Here is an 18981-nt window from a genome sequence, read left to right on the forward strand (position 1 = left end):
AAAACAAATTATACACCATGACAATCAGAAAAACATTATCCGTAGTGTTGGTGAGCGCTGCAACATCCCTGGCAAGTTTCTGGGGGTTTAGCGAATACCAGCAACAAAAGTTTGCGGGTTTAAATACTCCTGCAACTTCATCGATTTTTAGAAATGCAGCTTATGGCGAAAGCTCGGTAAGCAGTCCGATGGTTGACTTTGAAGCAGCCGCAACAAAAGCTGCACCGGCCGTTGTACATATCAAGACCCTTAAAAAAGCAAAGAAGGTGGCAGCTACACCTGATATGCGCAACAATCCTTTCCGTGAATTCTTTGGTGACGGATTTGGCGACATGTTTGGCGACCAGGGTGGCAGCATGGGCAGGGTTCCCGATCAACGTGCCTCCGGCTCAGGTGTTACGATCAGTGAAGACGGTTATATCGTAACCAATAACCACGTGATCGACGGTGCCGACGAGGTACTCGTTACCCTCAACAACAAAAAAGATTACAAGGCCAAAGTAATTGGTAAAGATCCAAGCACCGACCTTGCGGTATTGAAAATTGAAGGTAACAAGTTTCCATACCTCACATTTGCCAACAGCGATAATGTACACCTTGGACAATGGGTACTCGCAATTGGCTACCCCCTAAATCTTGAAACAACAGTTACTTCCGGTATCGTAAGTGCAAAAGCAAGAAGCCTTGGCATTAACAGCCGCCAAAGCAAAACACCTGTTGAATCATTTATTCAGACAGATGCCGCGGTTAACCCTGGAAACAGTGGTGGCGCCCTGGTGAATACCGATGGTAACGTGATCGGTATCAACAGCGCGATCGCTTCACCAACCGGTTCATATGCAGGTTATGCTTATGCTATTCCATCAAACCTGGTGCAAAAGGTAGTGAATGATATTGTGAAGTATGGCAGCACAAAAAGAGCCTACCTGGGCGTAATGTTTGGTAGCGACCAGATGAGTGAAGAGGATCGTAAAAACAACAATGTAAAAGAAGGCGAGGGTGTGTATATGATGGACGTAGCTAAAGGCAGCGCAGCCGAAGAAGCCGGGATACAAAAAGGTGACTTCATTACTAAACTGAATGATGTTACCGTAAATACCGGAACAGAAATGGTGGGCCGTATTGCAGCACTTCGCCCGGGTGACAAAGTCTCCCTCACCTATGAGCGTAATGGTAGCGTAAAAACCGGAACAGCAACCTTAAAAGGCGATGCCGGAACTTATGCAAGTGTATCAGAACAGGTGATTGAACAACTGGGCGCCTCATTCGAGAACCTCGATAAAAGTAAGGCTGCTCAACTCAACATCAATTCCGGTGTGGTTGTAAAAGGGCTGGGTCAGGGTATCCTTACAGAACAAACCCGCATAAGGGAAGGATTTGTAATTACCCGCGTAAATGATACGAATGTTAACTCTGTTGAAGAACTTAAGGCGGCATTAAAGCGTGCAGGAAACAGTGCGGTGATTAGCGGCATCTATCCTAATCAGCCTCAGAGAGAATACCAGTATGCGCTTAACGATCTCAACAGCGTAGAATAAGTTTTGTTGTGGTGATGTTTTGATCAGTGTAGTTTCCCCGCCCGCAAGGGCGGGGTTTTTTTGTGCGCTATACAGCGCAGATCTTTTTCCTTTTAAAAGGGAATTGGTCTCCGGGCGCTGGCTGGTGAACCCTAATTTTAAAGCAATGAAAATACTGATCATTGAAGATGAGGCCGGCCTGCGGCAATCCATACAACAATACCTGGAGCACCAGAATTATGTTTGTGAAACTGCGGCAGACTTTCGCCAGGGTATGGAAAAGGTGAGCCGTTTTAATTACGATTGTGTTGTGGTCGACATTGGTCTTCCCTACGGTACCGGTCTCGATATTGTAAAAGAACTTAAAGAGTTGGAGGCCAAAACAGGGATCATTATCATTTCTGCAAAAAATGCATTAGAGGATAAGCTGAAAGGTCTTGAGCTGGGTTCTGATGACTACCTTACCAAACCTTTTCACTTGTCGGAATTAAATGCGCGTATCAATGCTATCCTGCGCAGGAGAAATTTTGGCGGCAGCAGGATAACCAGGTTTAATGAAATAAAGCTGGACGCTGATGCACAACTGGTAAGCGTAAACGAACGGACGGTTGACCTTACAGACAAGGAATACCAGTTGCTTGCATATTTTGTGGCCAACCAGCGCCGGGTACTCACAAAAGCAGCGATCGCAGGCCATATCTGGGGAGATGAATATGACCAGGTAAGTAATTATGATTTTATATATACCCACATCAAAAATCTTCGAAAGAAGCTTATTGACGCTGGGTGTAGCGACTATATCAAAACCGTACATGGAACCGGTTACCGGTTTACGGATATTTGATTCAATTTCGTTTAGTTAGGCCATTTGTTTTACACCGAGCAGTAGTATGCTAATTGTAAATCGTTTGCACCGCGATCCCAAATTGTTGGCCAACTCGTTGACGTCGCACACCCGTCCGAATGGCTCCAGCCGGGCGCCCGCCCGTATGAACTTCGTTCGGTCGGGGGCTTTTACAGCATTGCTGTAAGGGGCAAATCAAGCGAGCAATGGCTTTACTAACAACACCACTAATAGTTGTAAAAAGTACTTCGAAACATGGCCGATGTGGACTGGGTACAAGAGTTTTTGCCAGATAAGTTCGATAAATATTAATTCAGCTTTTTATGCGCCTGCTTACCAAAACCACCCTGTATTTTTTGCTTGCGATGGTTCCGTTGCTGGCTGGAGCGGGTTTTTACCTGTTTTATTATTTTGGCAAAGAGCTCGACGAACGCGACGATCTCGACCTGGTAAATAATGAACTTCAATGGATCAGGTACCTCGAAGATCAAACCAGTCCAAGAACCGCATTCATCCTGCGAGGACCTGAACTGCTGATCCATCCCATTGATGATTTTCCACAACGTTACCCCACCATAATTGATACCATAGGGTATAGCCTGAAAGCCAATAAACGGATACCGGTAAGGCAGCTGTCGCATGTTGTTCCGATCAATGGTGTTCCTTATAAGCTAACGATCCGCAAGTCGCAGGAACAAAAAAGCGTACTGGTGTCAAATCTTACCCGGCTGATGTTATTGGTTTTCGCCGCACTGTTCCTGGCCACCTTAATTTTTAATTTCCTGATCAGCAAAAGTCTTTGGAAGCCTTTCAGGCTTTCACTTGAGAAAATTCGTGGGGCTGAATTGCAAAAGATGGAAGCAATACACTTTGCTGAAACGAATATCGCCGAGTTTAATGAGTTGAATTCTTCCCTCAATTCCATGACCCGCAAGATCCATAACGATTATGTGAACATGAAAGAGTTTACGGAGAACGCGGCACACGAAATGCAAACCCCGTTGGCCGTTGCCAAAAGTAAGTTGGAGTTATTGTTGCAGGACCCTGGGCTCGACGATGAGCAGGTGCAATCGATTGTTCAGGCCGAGTCTGCTTTAAACAGGCTGAGTAAACTAAACCAATCGTTATTGCTACTTGCGAAAATTGAGAACAATCAATATGAAACAACCGAAACGGTTAGCCTTGCCCAGACCACGAATAAATACCTGAAGCTATTTGAGGAGGTCATCCGCGACAAAGATGTTCGGGTAGAAACCCACCTGGAAGACGACTTCATGCTGAGTCTCCACCCCTTCCTGGCAGACTCGCTCGTGAGCAATCTTATTGGCAATGCAGTTAAATACAATTACAAGGGTGGTAACCTCATCATATCCTCAGGCAACCGTCACTTTCGCGTGAGCAATACCAGTTTATTGCCGCCCATTGCTTCGGAAGAGTTGTTTAAACGGTTTAAGAAATCCGGGGGTGGCGACGAAACTTCGACAGGACTTGGGCTGGCAATCGTGAAAAAAATCATTGATGCCCATGGCCTCAGCATCCGTTATCACGCCGAAAGCGGTTTACACCATTTTACAATTGAAAAGCCCTGATAACATTCCGAAGCTTCCGGTTGGTATCATTTTTTATCCATCAGCATAAACGCTTTCATGGCAACCGTACAAGTATCCAATTCACAACGAGCCCTACGTGATCTCGACAAGATGGCGAAGATCATGGACTCGCAATTTTCCGTGCCGGGAACAAACTTTCGGTTTGGACTTGATGCAATTATTGGATTAGTGCCTGGAGCAGGCGACATGGCTACTTTCGCGATATCTGGCTATATGCTGTTGCTGATGGCGCGTAATGGTGCAAGCGGTTTTGTGATGGCGCGAATGGTCTTCAACGTTCTAATTGATACGGTGATTGGGGCAATACCTATATTGGGAGACATCTTCGATATCGCCTTCAAAGCAAATACCCGCAACATGCGGTTAATGCACCAGCACTTTAAAGAGGGGCGCCACCGGGGTAGTGCCTGGAAGCTGGTGATACCCGTACTCCTGCTGATGTTCCTGTTTATGGCAGGCATAATCTGGTTGGTGTATACCATGCTTGCCGGTCTTTGGTCACTGATTGCTAACTAGCCTCGGTTAATTCTCATGGATAGAAGATTTGCACCTGCTCAGGATTGGGTGTCTCAATAAGCTTTTGCAACTGTTGATTTAGGTCCGTGCTCACTGTGCCCGCTTTCCCGCTGCCGATAACATGCCGGTCGATGGCAATAACTGGCATAATGTTTTTAGTAGTGCTGGTTATAAAAACCTCCTTTGCGGAATAAAGTTCTGCAAGTGTTATTGCCCGTTCTTCCAGGCGGTAACCATGATCTAAGCGTTCGACCAATTGTTTCCTGATCACCCCCTTTAACATGTCCCTGCCCGGTGTTGCTATGGTGTTGTCGTAGTTCACCATAAAGATGTTCGACCTGGGACATTCCGTTATAGTGCCCTGCTGGTGGTACAATACATCATCTGCTCCCTCCTGTTTGATAAGCGGCTGCAGCCAGATCGCCATCAGGTAATCGATTGACTTTGCAGAGGGCAGTTGCCTTTGGTGTTCATAGGTGATCAGTCGTATACCTTTCGTCAGCTCCGGGTTAATCACAAGTGGTTGTTGGGTAATGACCAGGTTGGGTTTGCCAGGGTTAAATCCGTCGGCACTGTAGCCACCCGTTAGCGTCAGGCGTATCCCTGAGTCAGGCATATTATTGTTTGCCATAAGACCCATGATTTGAGCCTTCAACTGGTCGGGAGTAAACGGTATTGCCAGGTTCAGATAGGCAGCCGACGCATAAAAGCGGGTCAGGTGATCATCGAAAAAAATTGGGTGACCGCCTATTGTTTTAAAAAAATCAAACACCCCGTAACCCCTGGTAATGGAAAGATCGTTGATGTAAAGTGCCGCATCTTCCTGCCGGGTAAATTCGCCGTTGATGATAACCGTTGTGTTATTCACTTGATACGATTGTATTTTTTTAGAATGTCGGAGACCTTTTCTATTGGTAAGGAGTTGGAGATATGCCCCTGCTTACCGGTAATGGTTTCTGCTGCAAAGAGCGAATTGATGATCGCTTCTTCGGTCGCTTCTATTGCCGCCATAAAGAGGGGAGAAGTGAAGTCGTTGTGCAATACCACGGCTTGCAACGTTGAGGTGGTTGGCTGATGGGGAACCCGGCAAGACTTGTCCGTAGAAAACGCAATTACATAATCTCCACTGCCATTGCTTGCAATACCTCCGGTTTTCGCCATCCCCATAAACGCTCGTTTAGCCAGCCGTTCAAGGTTCCTGCTGTCGAGCGGTGCGTCGGTCGCAACAACCATCATACAAGAGCCGTCGACATTGTTCAGCAATTTATCGCTAAAGCTAAAGGCCTTTAGTTCCTTGCCAATGGGTACACCATCTATTTGCAGCACGCCCCCAAAGTTCGTTTGCACCAACACGCCAACGGTATAGCCGCCAAGGGCGTCGGGCAGCTTTCGCGACGATGTGCCGATACCACCTTTAAATCCAAAGCAAACCGTACCTGTTCCTGCGCCAACATTACCTTCCTTAACCGGGCCGGTGGCGGCAGTTGTGATCCCTGCCAGTACATCTGCTTTCGATACATGCCTGCCGCGAATATCGTTGAGCCAACCATCATTTGTTTCGCCCACAACTGCATTCACCGATTGAGCCTGTTCGTTACCCTGTTGCCCTAACGTATAATCTACCAGGGCTTCAATTGCGGTTGCAACACTCAGGGTGTTGGTTAAGATGATGGGTGTTTCAAGGGTGCCCAACTCGGCCACCTGGGTACTGCCGGCGAGCTTGCCAAAACCGTTACCGGTAAATATGGCTGCCGGTACTTTCTGTTGAAAAATATTGCCCTGGTAAGGAACAATGGCGGTTACACCCGTTCTTATTGAATCTCCTTTTAGCAAAGTAACCTGGCCAACCCTTACCCCGGCTACATCCGTGATTGCATTCAAGGTGCCGGATGGGATCACCCCGATGTTAATCCCGTAATCCCTTGCTCTTCTTGTAGCTTGTCCGTTCACGTTGTTTAATGCATAAAGGATGAGGAGGATGGGCAAAAACTTTTGCATGTACAAGTATAGCTATATTATGCCACCTGCCCCCGTTTAAGGCAGGTAGCTATGCTTATGATGCAAAACCTGCAAACCAGGGGCGCTTAGCTTCAGTGACGGCAGTAGAGAATCATTTGCCTGCATTGCTGTACAGGTTGCAGGAATTTCCGTTTTGCCGGTCGAAATCGTTGAAGAAAGTTATACGGCTGAAGGGCTGGCGGATAGAAGTGGATACCCCGCTGAAGGCTTGTGTGCCGGTATTGTGGCGGAGTAGCAACGAATAGCCGCAACCGCCGTTGAAAGGCAATATTTTGATGAGAGCCCCGGAAAAAAGCCAGCTGGCTTGACAAGTTTTTAGCTATGGGCAAAAAAAAAACCTGGCGGTGAAGCCAGGTTTGCAGTTGGTATTGGTTGATGAATAAGCTACGGGGTTGAGGTTTTCTCATGCCTGATATCAGGAATGTCTTTCGAGGCTTGAGACGGTCGAAGATACAGAGCCGGTTTCATTACCCATATAATATTGAATAAAAGTTTTTCCGTTGCTGGTAACGACCTGGCAATTTTTTAGAACGATGAGCTTGTTTGGGTAAAGTGAGCTTGCTGCGATTGCCTTTTTAGTTGTGCCAATTATTTGTTCTCCGCCATAAGGATAAAGTGTTATGGTTGTGCTGCCGTCGGCCTCCTGCTTACTTGCAGCGGTGCACTTGTAGTGGTAGAAGAAAGTTGTACTGTATGCACCTTCGTAGTAGCCATAGTAGCCTGCAGTTCCGTCGCTGCCTAAATGCACGGTATTTACGGTGTTGCCATAAGAGCCATTGTAAGAACCCTGCTGCCAGTAAGTAATAAGACCAACACTATTGCTCGACCAATTGCCCGCAAACGGAGCAGTGATTTGTGTTTTCGGGGTTCCGGTGTTGCCTGTAGTTCCGGTCTCTACATCCTTTGAGCAACTTGAAAATAAAAGGGTAACACTTAATATCGTTACACCAAGAAGAAACAACCTTTTCATTTTAATTACCTGTTTTTATTTGATTAATTAATGCGTTACAAAATTGCCGGTTCAGCACGCCATTAACAATCGCATAAGTATGTGTTTTAAGCAGCCCTAAAACGCATTACCAGGTAAGTACAAATAATCTGATTATGATAATTCTTCAAGAATGCATTATCACTCTATGAACCAGGGATACTATTATTCTCCCAACCTATTATTCTCCCAACCTATCAACCTATTAACCAGTCAACCCATCAACCAATCAACTTATCAACCAGTCAACTTATCAACCTATCAACTACCTCAACACCCAATACCTCAATACCCAATACCTTAATACCTCAATACCCACTCCCCAACCTCACCCTACCTTTCTTTTTCTCGCATAAATTTTCTCCCGCAATTCATTGAAAAACGCCTCACGGTCTCGCTCTCCAATTTCGCTGATCAGTGTGGATTTCTTAAGCAGAATATCCATCGTTTGAAAGCTGTAATCAACAAATACCGGCGAGGTAGTAAGCAGGTAATTGATCACATTATTTACAAGGAAAACCATTTTCTGACCATCCAGCTTTACAAGAAAGGTGTTATCGCCAAGAATATAGTCGTTGATAAAAAAGGTATACTTCACATTGGTTTTATGACTTTTGCCATAGTCGAATTTGCAGCCGCATTCAACCTGTTGTTCAATATGATCAATTTGTTTTTCCAGGCAATTGTATACCGTAATGATATCCTGCGTTGACCGAAAAATTTTAGACTGGCTATAATAATCGATTTGGCGAATGGTTGAATTTATACAATCGATGTTCCAGATTTCGGTTGACGGGATTTGGGTATATAAATCGGAAATCGTTTTCCCAAGGGTATTAAACACTTTGATATAATCTTCGATAAGGAATTGCCCTTTGTTGAATTTGCTATTGTTTAAATTATACCTGCTCCAAAAGTAGCACTTGAACGCAGCAAGTTCAGGAAACATAAAATGCAAAAACATCGGGATGTCTTTATTAAAAATCAACATCTCCTTTTCCGATGCCTCCGCAAATTGCTTGAGTTGGCTGGCAATACCTGACAGGTAATTTTCGAAGTCAAATATCTCGTGATCGATCAGGTTGCCACTAAACTGCATTTCATTGGTGGCCCCCCGCCGGTTAAAAAACTGGTCCAGCGAAATATTGGTTTTGCTTACCAGTACTTCAATTTCATCGAGTGTTAGTGATTTTTCTCCCCTGATGCGCCGGTAAGCGCTGTCGTTACTAATGTTCAGGTAGTTGGCGACCACCTCGGGCAATGAAATATTATTCGGCAGTTTTTCTTTGATCTTTTTAAAGAAAGATACCTGTAAGTCTATGGGGTTCATCGGGAGAAATTTGAAACGTTGTTACTGTTGTTTAAAAATCCGGGTTTGCAACCAGCACAATTATTAGTTTTTGCATATCCTGCCAGATCCCAGCTCCAAAAATCGCAAAAACTGCAAATTTTTCCATTCCGCTTAGTAGCCTTCGATTATAAAAACACCCCCCGGCTTTAGAGCTTTGCTGCTCCTACATGAGTCTGATGACTATGAAAACCTCCAATCCACTATGCTATAACTGCCGAAGTACCCGGGACGAATGAATATGAAGCAGGTGCTTAGGCCCGGGCGGCCCGCAGAAAACCAATAACCCACGTTTTCAATTCTATAAAAATAAGTAATCACCCTAAAATTAAGCTTTATGAGCATGCGACAACTCCGGATCACCAAATCCATCACCAACCGTGAATCTCAAAGCCTGGAAAGGTACCTCCAGGAAATCGGTAAACTTGAATTGATAACGCCAGAGCAGGAAGTCGCTCTCGCCGCAAAAATCAGGAAAGGCGATGAGAAGGCGTTTGAAGCACTCACAAAAGCCAATTTGAGATTCGTGGTTTCTGTGGCAAAACAATACCAGAACCAGGGCCTGACCCTGCCTGACCTGATTAACGAAGGCAACCTTGGCCTGATCAAAGCAGCACAACGCTTCGACGAAACCAAAGGCTTCAAATTTATTTCCTATGCGGTCTGGTGGATCCGGCAGAGCATATTACAGGCGCTTGCCGAGCAAAGCCGTATTGTTCGCCTGCCCTTAAACAAGGTTGGCCTTTCTAACCGCATCACCAAAGCCTATCAATTGCTCGAGCAGGAATTTGAACGCGAACCAACAACCGACGAAATTGCCGACTACCTTGACCTCCCGATCCAGGAAGTTGCCGAAGCCTTGCAAATGACCACCCGCCACGTTAGTGTTGACAGCCCTGTATCAGAGGAAGAGGACAGCACCCTCCTCGACGTGCTGGTGAATAAAAATGCCTCCGAGGCCGACGAAAAACTGATGTACGAAGACTCACTGAAAATGCAGATTGGCATTTCACTACAGGGACTTACCGAAAGGCAAAAAACAGTTTTATGTTACTTCTATGGTATCGGTGTGGAAACCCCATTGAGCCTCGAAGATATTGGTGAGCACTTTTGTATTACCCGCGAACGCGCAAGGCAGATTAAAGACAAAGCAATTACCAAGTTGAGGACCGCTTCAAACAGTGAAGAACTCCGGGTCTTCCTGGGTTAGTACCCCTTATTAAACCCCTTATATAAACAAAAGCGCCGTGCAGCAAATCTGTACGGCGCTTTTGTTTGTAACACTATCGGTTACCCCTTGGTAAGATCCACCAGGCTAAGAGGTCCGGCGTGGTGACAGCATGTGTTTTAATAGCCTGGGTTCTGCGGAAAGTTTACCGGGTCGTTGTATATCTCAACTTCCCTTTGCGGGATTGGAAATACAAGCCGGTTGTTGCTAAGGGCAGGCGAGGCAAGGCCATATTCCTTTTGCAGGTGGGCCTGCATAATCTGTACCGCATCCGTTCTGCGTACAAGGTCGAACCATCGATGGTTTTCGAAAGCAAGCTCAACCCGGCGCTCGCGGTAAATGGCTTCCCTCACCGCAACCTGGGTAGGTAAGTCCGTTCCTGTGCGCGGTGCCAGCCCGGCCCGTGACCTTACAAGGTTCAGGTAGTAGAGCGGTGAGCCATTTGCCGTTGAGGCGCTATACGCTTGTTCGTTTAAGGCTTCTGCAAGCAGCAATAAAATATCGGCATAACGCAACACCGGGAAGCTGTTTCCCTGGTCGCCCGTTGTAGAAGGCAGATCAAGGTATTTTTTTACATAACGTCCCCTCGAGATGGTCGTTGCGTTGCGCAGGTATTGTGTATCCATTGATGCGGCAAAACGATTATCACCAGCTTCATAGGCCTGCGCCATGTCAACCGTGGGGCGGTTATTCGTCGCGCCTGAGTAAACTGTACCATTAATAAAGATCATGGGTGCCATGTCGCTAAAAAAAGTATTGCCTTCCGATGGGCTCTGACCTTTCCTAAACCGCACAGAAAAAACGCTTTCCGCATTCGATTGGTTGTCTGGTCTAAACAGGTCGGCATAGTTTGGTAACAATGAATAGGTCGGTAATACAAGTCTTAACACAGTTACCGCGTCGTTCCATTTCCGTTGGGTTACATATACCTTACCCAACAAACCATTGGCACTACCTGCCGTTGCGCGTCCGATGTCGTTGCCGGTATATGTCGCTGGCAACAGCGTTGCTGCTGTTTTCAGGTCTGATTCGATTTGGGCATAGATCTCAGTTACGGGATTTCGCTTATTGCTCAGCGATTCATTTGGCGACTGTGTCCGCGTAACAAGAGGTACATCGCCATACAATCGAACAAGGTTGAAATACGATAGTGCGCGGAGGAACAGGGCCTCACCCTTAAATTGTTTTTTGGCGCCCTCATCGATTGCAGCGGCATCAATCCTGTCGAGCACCGCATTGGCACGGGTTACAATTACATAAGAACCAGCAAAGCCATCGGTAACAAAGGGGTTGGTGGTTGCCTCGGTAAACAGGTCAACCTGCGAGGCAACACCGGCATTAGCACCCCGGTCACCAATGTCGGTATTGTCACTTCTTACTTCCATTAGGTAGTAATACGTTTTTCCGTATGCCTGCTGGCTCTGCAGCCCGTCGTAAATGGCGTTTACACCTTGCTGAAAGTCTGCCGAGGTTTTAAAGAATGTTGTGCTGGTCTGGTTAGATACCGGTGCCAGGTTGATGAAGTCTTTGTTGCACGATACCAGTAGCAGCGCAATTCCGGGTATCAGCAAAAACATATTTTTCATGTAGATAATTGTTGTCTGTTATAAGATGTACGGCTTAAAAGGAGAGGTTTAAACCAGCGATAATCGTACGCGACAAAGGATACGAACCATAATCCTCGCCCTGCGACAGGGAATTATCAGGACGTGCGTTTACCTCGGGGTTGTAACCCAGGTACTTTGTCCAGGTATACAGGTTCTGACCCGATACATAAAGCCGGAGTGATTTGATTTTGTTGTTTACCCAGGCGCCTTGCAAGGTATATCCAAGCGTAAGGTTGCGGAGTCGCACGAAAGAGCCGTCTTCAACATGAAATGAACTGATTTGTGCACTGTTTGCATTGGTCACGCGGTTTGCACGCATTACATTTCCATTCCCGGGTTCCGTTGGCGATTTCCAGTAATCATTTGCTTCGATATACTGGTTGGCGTTTCCTTCCATGTTAAACAGGTAGCGGCGTTGCAGGTTAAGAATTTCATTGCCCTGCACCGTTTGAAACACTATCGAAAGATCGAAACCTTTGTAAGAAAATTCATTGGTCAGGCCGGCTATAAAATCCGGGAAATAGCTACCGATGGAAGTCCGGTCATTTGCGTCGATCTTCTTATCACCGTTAACATCAATAAACTTCCGGTCGCCTGGCTTAGTGGTAGTGTAATGCGGGTATTCGTCAATTTCCTTTTGGTTCATAAAAACACCACCGTTTACATAACCGTAGTAGCTGCCAATCGGCTTGCCGATCTGGGTAATAAACAGGCTGGCAACACCACCATCCGATATGATTGGTGCACCATTAGGCCCCAGTTGTAAAACCTTATTGCGGTTTGCAGATATATTGAAGTTGGTCGTCCATTTAAAAGCCCCGGTTGTATTGCGCGAGGTAACCCCGAGTTCAACACCCTTGTTTTCTACCCTGCCAACATTCTTTAGTGCAGTGGCAAAACCCGAACTCAATGGGGTGGGTACGTTTAGCAAAAGGTCTTTGGTTTTGCTTTGGTAATAGTCAGCGGTAAGGTATACCCGGTTTTTAACCAGCCCTATGTCCAAACCAAGGTTAAATTGCGAGGTCTTTTCCCAGGTAAGATCGGGATTGGCAGGTTGCGATAAACCGGCGCCATTTACGGTACTGCCGTTGCCCGTTCCAAACACATAGTTGTTTGCACTAAGTAAGTCGTACGCGCCATAGTTGGTAATCTGGAAATTACCGGTTAAACCATAGCTTGCCCGCACCTTAAGTTCCGACACCGCAGGCACAGCAAAAAAGTCCTCAGCCGTCACCAGCCATGCACCAGACACTGCAGGAAAATAACCCCACTTGTTGTTCGCTCCAAATCGCGAAGATCCGTCACGCCTTAAGCTGGCAGTAAGAAAGTACTTGTCGGAAAAGTTGTAATTGATCCTTCCGAGCAATGAAACCAGCGACCATTCCGAACGGAATGAATTTCCCCCGTTTACCGTGCCGGCATTGAGTGTTTGAACGGAGTTGTTGGGGAAGTTGGTAGCATCCACCTGGTTCGAGCTGGTCTGGTTCTTCTGCGAGGTATAACCGAGCAGGGTATTGAACTTATGGTTTTGACCAATATCAAAGTTGTAGTTCAGCGTGTTCTCCCACAGCCAGTTTTTTGCAATCGCTGTCTGGCTCGAGCCCTTCGGATTTGTAGGCGCACCTTGTTGGATTGGCCGGTAGGTGCCCAGGGTCGACGGGCGATAGAAGTTCCTGCCGAAATAGTTGATGTCCGTTGCAAGCATAGTCCTGAACGAAAGATTTTTCAACAGCGCGTACTCACCATAAATGTTACCAAGGTTACGAACATGTTCCAGCTTGTCGGATATCTGTGTTGCAAGCGCAACCGGGTTTTCACCACCCGAGTAGTTGTAGGCCCAGGTGTTCTGAAAGTTTACGGCATCCGATCCATCGGGATTATACACCGGGAAAATCGGCGCCGCTTTTAGCGCGTTATTGATTACACCATCATAGATAAACGGTCCTTCCGTATTCACCAGGTCGTGGTAGTTGTAAGAGGGGTTAAGGTTCAATCCAACTTTAAGCTTTGGAGTAAGGTCAGCATTAATGTTAGCCCGGAGACCATAACGCTTAAAACCAGAGGCAATCACAATACCGCGTTGGTCAAAGAAGTTCCCCGACAGGTAGTATTGTACCCTTTCACCACCACCAGACGCTGACAGCGTATGGTTTTGCATAGGTGCTGCCCGAAAAATGGCGTCCTGCCAATCGGTATTTGTCAGCCCGGGTGTATTGTTCAGGTAGGGCAGTATCTCGGGCGGAAGCTGGTAGTTGGCATTTCCGCGAACAGTGTTGTTATCGTTAATGTTTGCCGTTGGTACCGCATCTAAGTAAGCGTTGTTTTTAGCATCGTAAGCAAGCTTTGAAAACTGGTAGGCATCCATCATCTTTATTTTTTTGCTTACCTGTTGTACCCCATAATAGCTGCTGTAAGTCAACAGCGGGTCGCCGCCTTTCCTTCCCTTTTTCGTAGTGATGATTACCACTCCGTTCGAAGCCCGTGAGCCATAGATTGCCGCTGCAGAAGCGTCCTTCAACACTTCTATGGTTTCAATATCATCGGTGTTCAGCGAGCTCAGCGGGTTTGGTGCTTTCTGAAAGGTTGCTGCACCTGTTATATTAATCAGGTCGGTACTACCCTGCAGGTTTTTCAGGTCGTTCGACAGGGGGAAGCCGTCTACAACATACAAGGGATCTACACCAGCTGATATTGAATTGAGTCCGCGAATACGAACGCTGATGCTTCCGCCGGGTGCGCCTGAATTCTGTAATACCTGTACACCGGGAAGCCTACCCGCAATCGCCTGTTCAATATTGGCAACGGGTTGGTCCTTTAAATCGTTTGCGCGTAGCGAGGCAATGGAGCCCGAAACCTCTCGTTTACGTTGGGTACCATAACCAACAACCACAACTTCGTTTAGTGTTCCGGCAGCTTCTTTCACCTGTATGGTAACCATCAGGGGTTCGCCTGCCTTCAATTCGTAGCCCGCTAGTGTTTGGTTTTCGTACCCTACCGAACTTACGGTAAAGGAGTAGCCACTACCAACCGGCAGGGTGGCAAACCTGAATACACCGGCAGAGTCGGTAGAGGTGCCGGTATTGATTTTCGCGGTGCTGTTTCTCACAATCACCGAAACGCCCGACACGGGTTCGCCGCGGTCGTTGCGAACAACCCCGTTTACGCTGGAGTTAGCCTGGCTAAATGCAGCGTAATGGGTTAATAAAATACAAAGAAAGGGGAGTAACCTGGAAACGAACACGCTCCTGGTTAAGTAAACATACTTCATGTTTGATGATTTTTTTAAAACCCGGGATTAACTATCGGCTACCACCAGGTAGTCGATCAACAGACAAGCAATTATTACGAAATGCTGGTTATTGTGCATGCTTTTTAGACGAAAACAAGCTGTCAGCCGGAGAACAGGCAAACATAAATGAAAATGCTTGAAGTCTATTCATATGGTAGACTAAATCTGAAACCGGCATAAGTGCTTAACCTTTTAAGCCGCTGATTTGTTCCCGGATGCTAATAAAAAAGCAAGTTGCAGGTAACGTAACGGAAAAGGATCATAGCAAGCGGGTTTACGCGTAGTTAATGAGGGCGTTACCCCGAGCTGCGCAAGGGGTCGGGCTTTCCACTTCAAGTCCTCGCCCCCAAATACCCGGGGGGCTCCGGGCTTTTCGTTTCAATCCCTAACGCTACGTTCTCAGTCCAACAACACGTTTACGATACCCTTCCCGTTAAACAAACATCAGGGTGTACGACTAAAAATGTTAAGTTCGAACCAGGGAAAGTTTAACGGCGACCCCATTTCCGGCCGCAAAAGCAAAAGTCAAATTCTGCCCTCATAAACGCCCGGAACCCGGTATATGAATGCTGTTCAGCCGTTTGTACAATTTAGCAATTCAATGCGCAGCGCTAGTTGCATTGCTGTTGTCAGCACATCACCGGTAAATCAAATAATTGTACCTAAATGATCCGAAAAACGCTACTGGCCTTTTCTTTAATTCTCCTTTGTACCATCATTGCCTTTGGGCAAAAGCACACCATTAGTGGCTATGTCAGCGACAAAAATACGGGCGAACGCTTGCGGGGAGCATCTGTGCTGGTGGCCAACAAAACGGTTGGTACCACCACCAACAACTTTGGTTTTTATTCCATTACCCTTCCCCAGGACAGTATCACCCTGTTAATTTCCTATGCTGGATTTACGATGTTTGAAAAACGGCTGTTGCTAAACCAGGATGTATCAATCGATGCGGAGATGGAAGTTCTCAACACCCTCGACGAAGTGATGGTAAAGTCGTACAAGAAAACGGCGATACAAAATGCCACGCAAATGAGCAGTATCGACTTGTCCATAGAAACCATCAAAAGCCTACCTAAATTCCTCGGCGAAACCGACATCATAAAAGCCATTCAACTACTGCCGGGCGTGCAGGCGGGCAATGAAGGGCAGTCGGGTATATATGTACGCGGTGGCGGACCAGATCAAAACCTTATTCTGCTTGATGGGGTTCCGGTGTACAACGTCTCGCATATGTTTGGCTTTTTTAGTGTCTTTAATGCGGATGCGGTAAAAAGTGTAGAGCTGATCAAAGGCGGTTTTCCGGCACGTTATGGCGGCAGGTTATCTTCTGTGCTCGATATTCAAATGAAGGAAGGCAACAACAAAGAATTACATGGCGAAGGCGGCATAGGACTTATTGCTTCAAGACTCACCCTCGAGGGACCGTTTAAAAAAGGAAAGGAGTCATCCTTTATTGTTAGTGGTCGCAGAACCTATATCGATATCCTGGCTAAGCCAATCATCAAGGCGCAGACAGATGGGGTAAATACGGGTTATTACTTTTACGACCTGAATGCAAAGGCCAACCTTAAAGTTTCAAATAAAGATCATATCTACCTGAGTGGCTACTTCGGAAATGACCGCTTTTATGCTAAAGAAACCACCGGCGGTTATACCACCAATGCAGGTCTGATATGGGGAAACATTACTGCGGTTGCCCGTTGGAACCACCTGTTTAATAAAAAGCTGTTTGGCAATTTAACCGCGCATTACAGCCGCTACCGCTTCGACATCACTAACGAGGAGAAGTCTCAAAATAGTGCCGACTTCTTCAAGCTCCGTTATTTTTCCGGTATTGAAGACGTAAGTGCGCATTACGATATCGACTATTTGCCTGGTCCGGCTCACTTTATAAAAATGGGAACAGGCATCACCCATCACCAATATAAACCCGGCGCTGTTCAGGCCAAAGAAGCGTTTCCCGGTGGTATTGGGTTAGATACCCTCATCCGGTACGACTTTGTTACGGCAAAAGAAACCGACACATATATCGAAGACGATATCCGGCTTTCTTCAAAACTCAAAGCAAACTTGGGATTGCATTTTACCACCTTCAGCATCAGGCAAAAAACGTTTACCTCTCTTCAGCCAAGGGTGGCTTTACGGTACCTGCTGAACAACGACCTAAGTGTTAAAGCTTCATATGCCCAAATGAACCAGTACATACACCTGTTAACCAATAGCGGTATAGGCTTGCCAACCGACCTTTGGGTGCCGGTAACCGACAAGGTTCCGCCGTTACAGTCGCAGCAATGGGCAACCGGGCTTGCTTATAATTACGAAAACAAATACGAAGTAAGCGTTGAGGGCTACTATAAAAAGATGAACAACATCATTGAGTATGCCGAAGGGGCCAGCTATCTCGACGTTTCCGGAAAGTGGGACGAAAAAGTGGTTGCGGGTCAAGGCTGGAGTTATGGTGGCGAGTTTTTCGTTCAACGCAAAAAAGGTAAGACCACCGGTTTGCTGGGCTATACGCTAAGCTGGACCAATCGCCAGTTCGCAGCAATTAACTTTGGTAATCGTTTCCCTTACCGGTACGATCGCCGGCACGATTTAAAAACGGCTATTGTGCACCAGGTAAGCAAACGCTTCGAAGTAAGCGCTGAGTGGGTATATGGTACAGGGCAGGCAATCACCCTGCCGGTGGAAAAGTACATCGACGTAAACGGCCGCGAGATCCAGGTTTACAAACAAAGGAATGGCTTTCGGCTGGCACCAAATCACCGGCTCGATGTTGCCGCTACATTTACGAAGGTTAAAAAACGTTATACCCGGAGTTGGGTCTTGAGTGTTTACAACGTTTACAACCGTAAGAACCCGTTTTACATTTACCTCGACTCCGAATCTGCTCCGCCATATAAGCCGGTGTTTAAACAGATTTCGTTGTTTCCTGTTCTACCTTCAATTACCTACCAATTCAAGTTCTAACATCCTACTATGCGTAATAAGAGCATCCTGGCTTTCTTTATCACCTTTGTGTTTGCTTGTGAAAAAACCGTTACTGTAGACGTGCCGGTTGAACCGAGGAAACTTGTATTGAATGGACTCATACGCAATACAACAGCATTCAGGGTTACTGTTAGCCAAAGTGCAGGTATACTCGATTTTACCACTACCGACAGTTTCAGGCTGAAAACTGCACTTGTACAGTTGTATGAAAATGATGTGCTGCGGGACACCCTGGTATACGACTCCACATCAGAGGTTTACACGACCAGGAGAAATGTAACTGCCCGCCAGGGAAATAAATATAAGCTGGTGGTGGCAGCTCCCGATTTTAGCCCTGCAGAAGCCGAAACAAGGTCGCCTTTACCTACGCCGATTATATCAGTTCGCCGTACACCGAATGCAAAGAAAGATGCTGATGGCAACTCCCTTGACGAGGTCAGGATCGTGTTTAAGGATGATCCGCTCAAAACTAATTTTTACCTCTTCCGTTTCAGGCGGCCGGTATCTTCCGGCAACTTGACACCAGCTTACAATGGAATCGGCTGTATGCGTTCCAGCGATGTTGACATCGAGCGAAGGAACAACAACGATCCCGTTGATTCCGACAATTGTATCAACCAGCAGTTTTTTATGACAGATGTAAATTTTGCCGGGCGCGAAAAAGAAGTAGTGTTGTTTATCAATCACGCCGACCTTCAGCCTTACGTCACCCAACTAACCAATCGCGCTTACCGTCCGTTTTTTGAACTACAATCGATAACAGAGGACCATTACAAATACCTTAGAAGCTATTACACCTATCGCGATGCTGATGGTAATCCTTTTGCCGAGCCGGTTTTAGTTTATAATAACGTAATAAATGGTTATGGCATATTTGCAGCGTTTGACGTTGCAAGGGATAGCATTCGATAAGGATACCATGCGAGTAGCAGCCTGTACAATTATGTTTGCTTCTGTTATCGCTTTTCCTGGCAGGTTTAAGTTGTTTGCCAGCTAGTGTCTCTTTGACTGTTGTACCCCT

The 18981-nt window shown here is 46.4% G+C and carries 13 protein-coding genes; 7 read left to right on the forward strand and 6 right to left on the reverse strand.

The features are described 5' to 3' along the window. The first annotated feature begins 17 nt into the window (after positions 1-17). The 4 genes from EXU57_RS20215 (at position 18) to EXU57_RS20230 (ending at position 4487) form a co-directional block, all read left to right on the forward strand. The gene (locus EXU57_RS20215) at positions 18-1538 is read left to right on the forward strand and encodes a trypsin-like peptidase domain-containing protein (protein ID WP_133270073.1); all 1521 of its coding nucleotides are present in this window, start codon (positions 18-20) and stop codon (positions 1536-1538) included. A 145-nt stretch (positions 1539-1683) separates the two neighbouring features. Continuing rightward, positions 1684-2361, forward strand: coding sequence for a response regulator transcription factor (locus EXU57_RS20220; protein ID WP_133270074.1), 678 nt, complete (start codon positions 1684-1686; stop codon positions 2359-2361). 323 nt (positions 2362-2684) lie between these two features. Continuing rightward, entirely contained in the window at positions 2685-3950 is a 1266-nt protein-coding gene (locus EXU57_RS20225; protein ID WP_133270075.1) for a histidine kinase dimerization/phospho-acceptor domain-containing protein, read from the forward strand. A 57-nt stretch (positions 3951-4007) separates the two neighbouring features. Continuing rightward, a complete protein-coding gene (locus tag EXU57_RS20230) occupies positions 4008-4487 on the forward strand; it encodes a DUF4112 domain-containing protein (protein WP_133270076.1) in 480 nt (159 codons plus the stop codon). A 13-nt stretch (positions 4488-4500) separates the two neighbouring features. Here EXU57_RS20230 and EXU57_RS20235 read toward each other — a convergent pair whose 3' ends face one another. The 4 genes from EXU57_RS20235 to EXU57_RS20250 all read right to left on the reverse strand — a co-directional run bounded on the left by EXU57_RS20235 (position 4501) and on the right by EXU57_RS20250 (position 8824). Beyond that, entirely contained in the window at positions 4501-5355 is an 855-nt protein-coding gene (locus EXU57_RS20235) for an aminotransferase class IV (RefSeq protein ID WP_165958216.1), read from the reverse strand. Beyond that, on the reverse strand, positions 5352-6485 hold the full coding sequence (locus tag EXU57_RS20240) for a P1 family peptidase (protein ID WP_133270078.1): 1134 nt from the start codon (positions 6483-6485) through the stop codon (positions 5352-5354). Before EXU57_RS20240 ends, EXU57_RS20235 begins: the two co-directional genes overlap by 4 nt. A gap of 436 nt (positions 6486-6921) precedes the next feature. Further along, on the reverse strand, positions 6922-7476 hold the full coding sequence (locus EXU57_RS20245) for a hypothetical protein (RefSeq protein ID WP_133270079.1): 555 nt from the start codon (positions 7474-7476) through the stop codon (positions 6922-6924). 346 nt (positions 7477-7822) lie between these two features. Continuing rightward, positions 7823-8824 (reverse strand): hypothetical protein, encoded by a 1002-nt coding sequence (locus EXU57_RS20250; RefSeq protein ID WP_133270080.1) that lies wholly within the window; start codon positions 8822-8824, stop codon positions 7823-7825. A gap of 355 nt (positions 8825-9179) precedes the next feature. Between EXU57_RS20250 and EXU57_RS20255 the strand changes: the two genes are divergently transcribed. Beyond that, a complete protein-coding gene (locus EXU57_RS20255; RefSeq protein WP_207955549.1) occupies positions 9180-10052 on the forward strand; it encodes an RNA polymerase sigma factor RpoD/SigA in 873 nt (290 codons plus the stop codon). Between the two features lie 137 nt (positions 10053-10189). Here EXU57_RS20255 and EXU57_RS20260 read toward each other — a convergent pair whose 3' ends face one another. Both EXU57_RS20260 and EXU57_RS20265 read right to left on the reverse strand, forming a co-directional pair. Continuing rightward, complete coding sequence (locus EXU57_RS20260; protein ID WP_133270081.1) at positions 10190-11656, reverse strand: RagB/SusD family nutrient uptake outer membrane protein; 1467 nt, start codon at positions 11654-11656, stop codon at positions 10190-10192. 34 nt (positions 11657-11690) lie between these two features. Further along, a complete protein-coding gene (locus tag EXU57_RS20265) occupies positions 11691-14945 on the reverse strand; it encodes a SusC/RagA family TonB-linked outer membrane protein (RefSeq protein WP_133270082.1) in 3255 nt (1084 codons plus the stop codon). Between the two features lie 687 nt (positions 14946-15632). Here EXU57_RS20265 and EXU57_RS20270 point away from each other — a divergent pair. Further along, a complete protein-coding gene (locus tag EXU57_RS20270; protein ID WP_133270083.1) occupies positions 15633-17939 on the forward strand; it encodes a TonB-dependent receptor in 2307 nt (768 codons plus the stop codon). A 9-nt stretch (positions 17940-17948) separates the two neighbouring features. Next, positions 17949-18872, forward strand: a complete 924-nt coding sequence (locus EXU57_RS20275) for a DUF4249 domain-containing protein (protein WP_133270084.1) — start codon at positions 17949-17951, stop codon at positions 18870-18872. Positions 18873-18981: the final 109 nt, after the last annotated feature.

This window comes from Segetibacter sp. 3557_3 (assembly GCF_004354985.1).
In the GTDB taxonomy this organism is placed as follows: domain Bacteria; phylum Bacteroidota; class Bacteroidia; order Chitinophagales; family Chitinophagaceae; genus Segetibacter.

Bases quoted from the DNA above. Each gene is read 5' to 3' on its own strand.
- EXU57_RS20215 (WP_133270073.1), top strand. From the start codon at position 18: ATGACAATCAGAAAAACATTATCCGTAGTGTTGGTGAGCGCTGCAACA.
- EXU57_RS20220 (WP_133270074.1), top strand. From the start codon at position 1,684: ATGAAAATACTGATCATTGAAGATGAGGCCGGCCTGCGGCAATCCATA.
- EXU57_RS20225 (WP_133270075.1), top strand. From the start codon at position 2,685: ATGCGCCTGCTTACCAAAACCACCCTGTATTTTTTGCTTGCGATGGTT.
- EXU57_RS20230 (WP_133270076.1), top strand. From the start codon at position 4,008: ATGGCAACCGTACAAGTATCCAATTCACAACGAGCCCTACGTGATCTC.
- EXU57_RS20240 (WP_133270078.1), bottom strand. From the start codon at position 6,485: ATGCAAAAGTTTTTGCCCATCCTCCTCATCCTTTATGCATTAAACAAC.
- EXU57_RS20245 (WP_133270079.1), bottom strand. From the start codon at position 7,476: ATGAAAAGGTTGTTTCTTCTTGGTGTAACGATATTAAGTGTTACCCTT.
- EXU57_RS20250 (WP_133270080.1), bottom strand. From the start codon at position 8,824: ATGAACCCCATAGACTTACAGGTATCTTTCTTTAAAAAGATCAAAGAA.
- EXU57_RS20255 (WP_207955549.1), top strand. From the start codon at position 9,180: ATGAGCATGCGACAACTCCGGATCACCAAATCCATCACCAACCGTGAA.
- EXU57_RS20260 (WP_133270081.1), bottom strand. From the start codon at position 11,656: ATGAAAAATATGTTTTTGCTGATACCCGGAATTGCGCTGCTACTGGTA.
- EXU57_RS20265 (WP_133270082.1), bottom strand. From the start codon at position 14,945: ATGAAGTATGTTTACTTAACCAGGAGCGTGTTCGTTTCCAGGTTACTC.
- EXU57_RS20270 (WP_133270083.1), top strand. From the start codon at position 15,633: ATGATCCGAAAAACGCTACTGGCCTTTTCTTTAATTCTCCTTTGTACC.
- EXU57_RS20275 (WP_133270084.1), top strand. From the start codon at position 17,949: ATGCGTAATAAGAGCATCCTGGCTTTCTTTATCACCTTTGTGTTTGCT.